The sequence below is a fragment of the Syntrophomonas zehnderi OL-4 genome (assembly GCF_000983115.1).
In the GTDB taxonomy this organism is placed as follows: domain Bacteria; phylum Bacillota; class Syntrophomonadia; order Syntrophomonadales; family Syntrophomonadaceae; genus Syntrophomonas_B; species Syntrophomonas_B zehnderi.
The window spans coordinates 211791-220460 of record NZ_CGIH01000026.1; the positions used below are offsets into that span (position 1 = coordinate 211791).

Here is an 8670-nt window from a genome sequence, read left to right on the forward strand (position 1 = left end):
CAAACCCTGAGGATAATAGATTTTAGAAGCGGTGGGTGATTTTATTGGATCGCAAACCCGACGATCATACGTACCTGGAAATGCTGGGCAATAAAATCGATGAGTTGTCTCTTGATATGGAGAAACTTGGAATTGCCGAATATGTTATGATGATTAAGAACCCGCGCCGACTTTTCTGGGTGAATTTTTGGCAAGGTGTGGCGCGGGGGTTCGGTATGGCTATTGGTTTTACCGTTCTGGCTGCCCTGGTAATATATATATTACAAAGACTGGTAGTATTAAATACCCCTTTAATTGGCAGTTTTATAGCTGAGATCGTCAATATCGTGCAAAACCAGCTGTATGTAAAATAACCTTATCCGCTTTAATAATCTATGAAAGACAGGTGTTTGTAATGGACGAGCGGCAGCAGATATTGGCCAGAAAAATGCAACTTGAACAACTTATCCAAAATAAGCAGGAAATAATAATGATTCCGTTAAGCGAATGGACAGATGAGTTGTCATCCTATGACCAACATTCGGCAGATAATGCCACTGATTTATATGAAAGAGAAAAGAATATCGGTATATTGGAATTACTGGAACTGGAACTGGAAAAGGTCAATGATGCCTTAAACCGATATGATCTCGGCCAAAGAGCCATTTGTTCAATCTGCGGCCAACCCATAGAACCGCAGCGGCTTAAAAGGCTCGTCAGCACAACGGTCTGTTCGCAATGTGCCCACTACTACGACTAGATCAATAATGAAGTACCGGCTGAACCAGGTTTGATGTCGGACCGCGGGGAGAGTTTCCAGGTAGCCGGTTATGAATTGTATGAAGAATAACGTTGTCATAGTCAGCGCAACAGTTTTAGCTTGTCTTTAATAATGATGCCAAAGGAGGTTGGCGCTGTGAGAATAGGTATTTTCACGGACAGTTACAAGCCCTATACCAGCGGCGTGGTCACTTCCATCTCAACCTTCAAAGAAGAAATGACTCGCCTGGGACATGAAGTATATATTTTTGCTCCCAGCTACCCTAACTATAATGATACCGAGGATAATGTTTTTCGTTTTTTTTCAGTGCCTTCACCGACAAACCCCGATTACACCTTGGCAGTTCCGGTTTATCCAGGTCTAAATATGATAGTAAAAAAACTTAGAATGGATATTATTCATGTCCAATCGCCCTTTACCATGGGGCGGGTAGGGTTGCATTACGCCCGCAAGTACAACATCCCCTTGGTAATAACCTATCATTCCCGTTACGACCAATATGTTCATTATGTCCCGTTAGCTCAGGATCTGGCTAAAGAAGTTACCATAAAATACAGCAGTTCATTTTGCAACCACTGTGACCATGTTGTCGTACCTTCTCAGGATATTTTGGAGATCATAAGAGAATTCGAGGTTAATAAACCTATTACGGTAATACCTACCGGGATACCGCTCTATAAATTTGAAGGCGCTAATTCGAGTTGGTTACGAGAAAACTATGATATTCCCGAACAAAATAAAATCCTGCTTTTCGTAGGAAGATTAACCAAAGAAAAAAATCTGCCCTTTTTAATTAAGGCATTTCAAAAAATCAAAATGCAAATACCCGACACAACCCTGGTATTGACTGCGCAGGGGCCAATGGAAGCTGAATTAAAAAGCCTGTGCAAAAACCTGGGGCTAACCGGAAGTGATGTCATATTTACCGGTGCCTTGCCATTTGAAACCCTGGTAGACGTATATCACTCGGCAGATCTTTTCGTATTCGCCTCACTTACAGAAACCCAAGGTTTGGTCGTCACTGAGGCAATGGCCGCCGGTTTGCCGGTAGTCGCCGTACGGGCATCGGGAGTGCAGGACATGGTCGATGACGGGTTGGATGGAATCCTTACCAATGAAGATATGGATGAGTTTGTGGCCGCCGTCTGCAAGGTTTTAGTCGATAAAGATCTCTATGATGAATTAAAGGGTAACGCCTACCGCAAAGCGGAAATGATGTCTTCACGCAGTATGGCTCTTAAAATGGAAAAATTATACACAAAATTACTTGAACAACGCATCTACCGCTCTAACCGTTTTCTTGATATCGGCTCCTGGTTTGGCAATTAAGGCCATAGATGCCAATATGCAAATAAGGACAGGGGATTTTTTTCACCGTCCATCTAAGAGGTATTTATACATATGAAAATTCGATTGTACTTAGCTATTCTGGCCGGTAAAATGGCTATTTTCTTCAGCCGTCTGGCCGGTAACCAAGGAACTAATTTTCCTGGCCGCCTGGCCCGCAGAATTTATCCCCCTATCCTCACCGAACTGGCCGGAAATATCCTTCGTGAGACCGTTATAATTACTGGTACGAATGGTAAAACCACCACCAGCAATATGATGGCCGAGATAATAAAAGAAAATAATTTTAGCTATGTTCACAATAGGGCTGGTGCCAATATGATAACCGGTATTACCACCGCTTTCATTCAAGCTACCAACCTGAGCGGAAAAAGAGAATTTGATTATGGATTATTGGAAGTTGATGAGGCCAATGTGCCCCTCCTGTTACAGGAAATACCGGTTAAAGCCTTGCTCATTACGAATTTTTTCCGGGATCAATTGGATCGGTTTGGCGAATTAGATAATACCATCAATATTATTAAGGAAGCGGTACAAGATACGGATATTGAATTAATCCTTAATGCTGATGATCCCCTGGTTTCTCATTTTCAAAACCAGACCGGCCTAAACTGTTGGTATTTTGGCTTTGATGATACCGTTTACGATGATATTGCCAGTGCCGAAAGCCGGGAGGGACGCCACTGCGTTTTTTGCGGTCATGAACTCGTCTATGAGCGCTTCCATTATGCCCAGTTAGGCAAATATTCCTGTCCCCAATGTCAAAATCAAAATCCGGCACGCGACTTCAGCGCCCATGGTTTAAATCTGTCGCCCGCCATTTCTTTTCAGGTCAATAACCTGCCGATACAAAGTCCCTACCAGGGTTTTTATAACGCCTATAATATATTGGCCGCTGTATCTCTGGCCAAGCGCATGGGATTTCCTGATGAAACCATTCAGACCGCTATCAGTAGTTACCACCCCCAGGCAGGCAGAATGGAGAAATTTATAATTAACGGCAAGACGGTGCTGCTGATACTGGTGAAAAATCCTACCGGCCTGAACCAATCCCTGGTTGCACTTACCCAGGAAACCGCTAATAAAAATGTTTTCATGGCTTTAAATGACAATGCAGCCGATGGACGCGATATATCCTGGATCTGGGACGCGGATCTGGAAATACTGGCTAACAGGCAGGAGGATATAAATTATTTGATTTGTTCCGGACTGCGCAGTGGTGATATAGCTGTACGCGCCAAATATGCCGGTTTTGATCCCGCGAGAATAGTGATTAAAACTCGTCTGCAGGAAGGCATTGCAAGGGCTGTCGAAGGATCCAACGATACCGCGTATATTCTAAGCACCTACACGGCTCTTTTTACCTGTCGTCAAATCCTGCTCAAAATGCAAACGAAAGCTAAGCGGCAATCGAACCAGTCCCAGTACCAGAGACAAAGCGGTTAGAAGTCCGTCCACATTTAACGAAAGGAAAGAAATATGGAAAGCCTGGTTATCGCATATATGTATCCAAATTTGATGAACCTCTATGGAGATAGAGGCAATATGGTCTGCCTGGAAAAAAGGATTGGCTGGTATGGGCATCAATGTGAAGTGCGCACCGTTAACCATAATGACAGGCTCGATTTCCAGAGGATAGATATGCTTTTCATGGGAGGCGGATCAGACCGGGAACAGGGTTTGGTATATAATGATCTGTTGGTTAAAGCCGATAAGCTGATGCAGGAGATAGAAGATGGCCTGCCCGCCCTGTTTGTTTGTGGGGCGTATCAATTGCTGGGCACCAGTTATCAATCCCATGAAGGAACGGTCCTGAACGGCTTAGGCTTTTTTGATTTACACACCCTTGGTCAGAAGGAACGTCTGATCGGCAATATTCTCCTGGAGAGTGAATTAGAAGGCGAGCTGAAAACGGTAGTCGGCTTTGAAAACCATGGCGGCCGAACCTACTTTGATGATGAGCAGCTTAAACCTTTCGGCACAGTCGTTAAAGGGTATGGCAACAATGGAGAAGACGGCCGCGAAGGTATCCGCTATAAAAATCTAATCGGCACTTATCTGCATGGTCCGCTGCTGCCCAAAAATCCCCATGTCGCTGATTTTCTCATCAAGGCCATGGCCCAACGCAGAGGAATCACCCTTTCTGAACCCCTCGATGATACGATTGAAAATTTTGCCCACCAACAGGTGAAAAATCGCATATTAGCGGGAAAATAAACGCAGATCACGCGGATTTTCGCGACAGCCTTAATTACTTCCCGTAGAGGAAGCTTCAGCACTTCTCGTTAGCGAAAGCTTTAGCACTTCCCGTAGCGGAAGCTTCAGCTTCCGCAGTCCAAGCCTAAATTACCACACTACTTCCCGTTAGCGAAAGCTTTAGCACTTCCCGTAGCGGAAGCTTCAGCTTCCGCAGCCCAAGCCCAAATTACCACACTACTTCCCGTTAGCGGCAACTTCAGCACTTCCCGTAGCGGAAGCTTCAGCTTCCGCAGTCCAAGCCTAAATTACCACACTACTTCCCGTTAGCGAAAGCTTTAGCACTTCCCGTAGCGGAAGCTTCAGCTTCCGCAGCCCAAGCCCAAATTACCACACTACTTCTCGTTAGCGGAAGCTTCAGCACTTCCCGTAGCGGAAGCTTCAGCTTCCGCATCCCAAACCTAAATTACCACACTACTTCCCGTTAGCGGCAACTTCAGCACCTTCCGTAGCGGAAGCTTCAGCTTCCGCATCCCAAGCCTAAATTACCACACTACTTCCCGTAGCGGAAGCTTCAGCTTCCGCCGGGAACCTGGGAAACATAGCTTTCCCCTCCCAATCACGCTATAATTTTCCAGGTTGTGTCCTGCGGGTACGCGGGGTGGCTTGATAAGGTATAAAAAGAATCCGCTCAGGCAAAGCTATAAGTAATATCTGCCATACCTGCGGGAACCTCCCGGCATGACTTGCCGGGTATATTACTAACCCGTTTGTAAATAATTCCCGTTAAAAAGTGGGGTGTATTGCTATTTGCCTGGATAATAAGACCCTGACCCGGTATCCTTTCCCAGCTGAGCTGGTAAATCAGCGTATGCGGGAAGTTCTTACCTGTAACCATAATTTTATAGAGGAGATAATTAATGACCTATTGGAGAGTCAAGGCAAGATGCTGCGTCCGCGGCTGGTTTTCCTGGCTGCCTCCCTGTATCCACATGATCCCGTAATGGTCACTGATGTTGCTGTTGCTATCGAATTGGTTCATCTGGCGTCTCTGATACACGATGACGTAATTGATCAGGCCCAGCTCAGAAGGGGACGGGAGAGTTTAAACAGCCGCTGGGGCAATCAGGCCAGCGTGTTAACCGGCGACTACCTCTTTGCTTCAGCTTTCAATTTAGTCAACCGCCACAATCAGAAAGAAATACTGGATGGGCTGACCAGCACGATCAAAACCATGTGTGCCGGGGAGATTAAACAGATGTCACTGGCCTATAATCTGGATATAAGTGAAGATGAATATATAGAAAAGACCCATGGCAAAACCGCTTGCCTGTTTGCTTTATGCTGCAAGGTCGGAGGCCTGGCTAGTTCCATGCCTGCTTCAGGCATAAAGGCCTTGGAACAGTTCGGACTTTGCCTGGGCTACGCCTATCAAATTATTGATGACCTGTTGGATTTCCTGTCCGAAAGCAGTCTCTTAGGCAAGCCCTGCGGCAGCGATCTTTTGGAGGGCAATATCACCCTGCCGGTGATATATGCCTTAAAAGATCCCCATTACGGTTATCAGCTCAAAAACCACCTGCAAACCAAACCCCTTGACTCACAGGGGATAATGGAAATTGTGCAGATACTAAAAAAAAGCGGCGGCATTGAATACTCTTTAAATCTATCCCGCAGGTTTTTAGCACGAGGAATTGCCGGCCTAAATGAATTGCCGGCCACTCCTGCCCGTAAGGAAATAATAGATATGGCCGCTTACCTGCTGGACGATTATTATAAAAGTCTGAGTTCATATAACACTATGGAAGCAAAAGGGGCAAGCAGTTAATGAACGTCAGTATGACTCAAACCGAGACCGTATATGCGAGATCCAGTACCCATCGGCAAGCAAGGATCATGTATCATTACATATTTAAAACCCTGCCGTTGGTAAAAAAAGAATTAAATAGATGGCGTCAGCAAGCCCGCCTTTGTGTTGATCCGGTTCTTAAAACCCAGGCCTTAAACAGTATTAACAACAAGGATTTTCACTGCTACGGCGGGGCCGTATTCGCAGTAAATGCAGGCCAAAAGGAAAAAGAACTTATCCGATTAATCGTAGCCTATCAGACTATTTGCGATTATTTGGATAATCTTTGCGACCGCAATGATTGTCTGGACGGGCAGGCCTTTTTAAAATTGCATGTCTCGCTGCTGGATGCCCTGCAACCTGATCGGGGAAAAAGCGATTATTATCAATATTATCCTAATCAGGACGATGGAGGTTATCTGGACAAGCTGGTGGATTGTTGCCGCAACTATCTAAAAGACCTGCCAACATTTCAAATGGTTCAGGATGACATGGTCAGCCTGGCCCAATGGTATATTAACCTGCAGGTAAAAAAGCACCTTGATCCTGAGCAGCGTGAAAGTATCCTTATTAAGTGGGCGGAAGGCAATTTGCCCAAATACCCCGGTATCCGCTGGCAGGAGTTTGCCGCCGCCAGCGGCTCCACTTTAGCCATATTCGCCCTGATGGCGTTAGCCGGTCGAAGCAGGGTAGATCCAGAAGAAATTCAGCATATTCTTAAGGCCTATTTTCCCTGGATCTGCGGTTTACATATTTTGCTGGATTATTTTATCGATCAACAGGAAGATCGGGAAGGCGGTGACTTAAATTTTACATTTTATTATGCGGACGACACAGATATGTTGTACCGGCTAGGGTATTTTGTCCGCCAGGCCCATCAACAGACCGTCTGTTTAGATGATCCGGTTTTTGCCAAAACCGTTGTGGAAGGCCTTTTAGCCTTATACTTATCCGACCCTAAAATCAAAATCCAGGAATATCAGCAAAAGGCCCGCACTTTATTGAGCCAGTCAGGCCAGAGCACGTATTTAATCTATTACCTTTGTTCCGTTGTCAGGAGATTTTTCTAAGGCGCTGTCCTCATTAAGGTTACCCTGCGTTTTGCGGCAGTGCCCGCTTAAGCCATTTCTTCCGGCGATAAATCACTGTAAAAGTCAACCCCCTGAGCAGCCAATCACTGATAAATATAAGCCATACGTAAGCAATCTGGAACCCCCAAATCCGTATAAACAAATACATAAGCGGCAGGCGATAACACCAGAAAAACAACGTACTAATTACCATGGGAGTGCGGGTATCCCCAGAACCCTTCAATATACCGCTGATAACACTGCTAAGCGCTATACCCACTTGTTCAATAGCCGCAATGCGGATAAGCACTGCAGATAAAGCTATAACATCAGGATCATTGGTAAAAATAGCCGCAATCTGATTAGGCAGCAGGGCAAAAAACAGGGTAAACATCCCCATAAACAGCAATGCAAATTCCATACTTCCCCGAGCTGCTTTCTGCAAAGCCTGCTTATCCTGAGCACCGACCGCGTGCCCTACCAGGGCTGTAACCGCCACTGCAATCCCAAAACCAGGCATATAGGAAACCGATTCCACCGTAATAGCCAACTGATGAGAAGCAAACGCCAGAGTTCCCAAGTAAGCGATTAAAAACAAGGAAACCAGATTAGCCAGGGTAAAAAAAAGTTGCTCTGCCAGACTGGGGATTCCCAGGTGAAAAATTTTCCGGTAAGTAGATAGATTAACTTTAAAAACATCTCTTAGATTAACCCGCAAACCGCTTTTGCCGTTAAAGAGAAACAAGGCTGCCAATATAAAACCTACCACATGAGCCAGAGAAGTAGCCAAAGCCGCCCCGGCCACCTCCATGCGCGGGAACCCCCACAATCCAAATACCAGGACAAAGTCCCCGACTACATTAACGATATTTACCGCTAAGGCAATAATCATAGGAATATCTGTGCGGCCTAATCCCCGAAAAATCGAATGAGCCATATACAGACCCAGGGCCAGGGGAGAAATTAAAAAAGTAATCAGCAGATAGTTTAAAGCCTGATCGTAGACCGCCTTCTCTACCGCAAAAAGATTTAGAATATCCGGGGCAAAACTGATTCCCAGGAAGGCTACCAACAATCCCAGGACGATAGACAATAAAAAAGTATGTCCGGCCACTTCACCGGCATCCTCCATCCTGCCCGCCCCCTTGGCCTGGGCTACCAGAATCGCCGACCCAATCGCCAAAGCCTCCAAAAACAATATAACCGAAAAAAAGATCTCCGCGCCCAGCCCCACAGCCGCCAGCGGTGCCGCTCCCAACCGCCCCACCACGGCGATATCCACCAGGCCGATTACCATATACATAACCATTTCCACCATAGCCGGGCCGGCCGTTTTAAAAATCTGCGTCCGCAGAGCATAGTCCTTTAAAATCAGCATAAAAGTGCTCCTTAAAAATCTGCAGTTATCAGTTTATTCTAGCTTATTTTGGGGATGGGGGGAAGGAAGG

At 45.8% G+C, this 8670-nt stretch carries 8 protein-coding genes; 7 read left to right on the plus strand and 1 reads right to left on the minus strand.

Translation table 11 applies throughout. The features are described 5' to 3' along the window. Positions 1 to 44 precede the first annotated feature (44 nt). From AAV90_RS07320 to AAV90_RS07350, 7 genes are all read left to right on the plus strand, one after another. Positions 45 to 353, plus strand: a complete 309-nt coding sequence (locus tag AAV90_RS07320) for a DUF5665 domain-containing protein (RefSeq protein WP_479725402.1) — start codon at positions 45 to 47, stop codon at positions 351 to 353. A gap of 74 nt (positions 354 to 427) precedes the next feature. Further along, the gene (locus AAV90_RS07325) at positions 428 to 739 is read left to right on the plus strand and encodes a TraR/DksA C4-type zinc finger protein (RefSeq protein WP_207642053.1); all 312 of its coding nucleotides are present in this window, start codon (positions 428 to 430) and stop codon (positions 737 to 739) included. 156 nt (positions 740 to 895) lie between these two features. Continuing rightward, positions 896 to 2089 carry a glycosyltransferase family 4 protein gene (locus AAV90_RS07330; protein WP_046497151.1) on the plus strand — a complete coding sequence of 398 codons (1194 nt, stop codon included), beginning with the start codon at positions 896 to 898 and terminating at the stop codon, positions 2087 to 2089. A gap of 72 nt (positions 2090 to 2161) precedes the next feature. Then, positions 2162 to 3553 (plus strand): MurT ligase domain-containing protein, encoded by a 1392-nt coding sequence (locus AAV90_RS07335; protein WP_046497153.1) that lies wholly within the window; start codon positions 2162 to 2164, stop codon positions 3551 to 3553. 33 nt (positions 3554 to 3586) lie between these two features. Further along, on the plus strand, positions 3587 to 4324 hold the full coding sequence (locus AAV90_RS07340) for a type 1 glutamine amidotransferase (RefSeq protein WP_046497156.1): 738 nt from the start codon (positions 3587 to 3589) through the stop codon (positions 4322 to 4324). Positions 4325 to 5174: 850 nt separating this feature from the next. Next, positions 5175 to 6131 (plus strand): polyprenyl synthetase family protein, encoded by a 957-nt coding sequence (locus AAV90_RS07345; RefSeq protein WP_052729657.1) that lies wholly within the window; start codon positions 5175 to 5177, stop codon positions 6129 to 6131. Further along, positions 6131 to 7222 (plus strand): tetraprenyl-beta-curcumene synthase family protein, encoded by a 1092-nt coding sequence (locus AAV90_RS07350; protein ID WP_052729658.1) that lies wholly within the window; start codon positions 6131 to 6133, stop codon positions 7220 to 7222. Before AAV90_RS07345 ends, AAV90_RS07350 begins: the two co-directional genes overlap by 1 nt. Positions 7223 to 7241: 19 nt before the next feature. On the opposite strand, the gene AAV90_RS07355 is transcribed toward AAV90_RS07350, so the two are convergent. After that, positions 7242 to 8600 (minus strand): MATE family efflux transporter, encoded by a 1359-nt coding sequence (locus AAV90_RS07355; protein ID WP_046497158.1) that lies wholly within the window; start codon positions 8598 to 8600, stop codon positions 7242 to 7244. Positions 8601 to 8670: the final 70 nt, after the last annotated feature.

Excerpts from the sequence above, each read along its gene's own strand:
- AAV90_RS07350 (WP_052729658.1), top strand. The coding sequence starts at position 6,131 with ATGAACGTCAGTATGACTCAAACCGAGACCGTATATGCGAGATCCAGT.
- AAV90_RS07325 (WP_207642053.1), top strand. The coding sequence starts at position 428 with ATGCAACTTGAACAACTTATCCAAAATAAGCAGGAAATAATAATGATT.
- AAV90_RS07335 (WP_046497153.1), top strand. The coding sequence starts at position 2,162 with ATGAAAATTCGATTGTACTTAGCTATTCTGGCCGGTAAAATGGCTATT.
- AAV90_RS07355 (WP_046497158.1), bottom strand. The coding sequence starts at position 8,600 with ATGCTGATTTTAAAGGACTATGCTCTGCGGACGCAGATTTTTAAAACG.
- AAV90_RS07340 (WP_046497156.1), top strand. The coding sequence starts at position 3,587 with ATGGAAAGCCTGGTTATCGCATATATGTATCCAAATTTGATGAACCTC.
- AAV90_RS07345 (WP_052729657.1), top strand. The coding sequence starts at position 5,175 with ATGCGGGAAGTTCTTACCTGTAACCATAATTTTATAGAGGAGATAATT.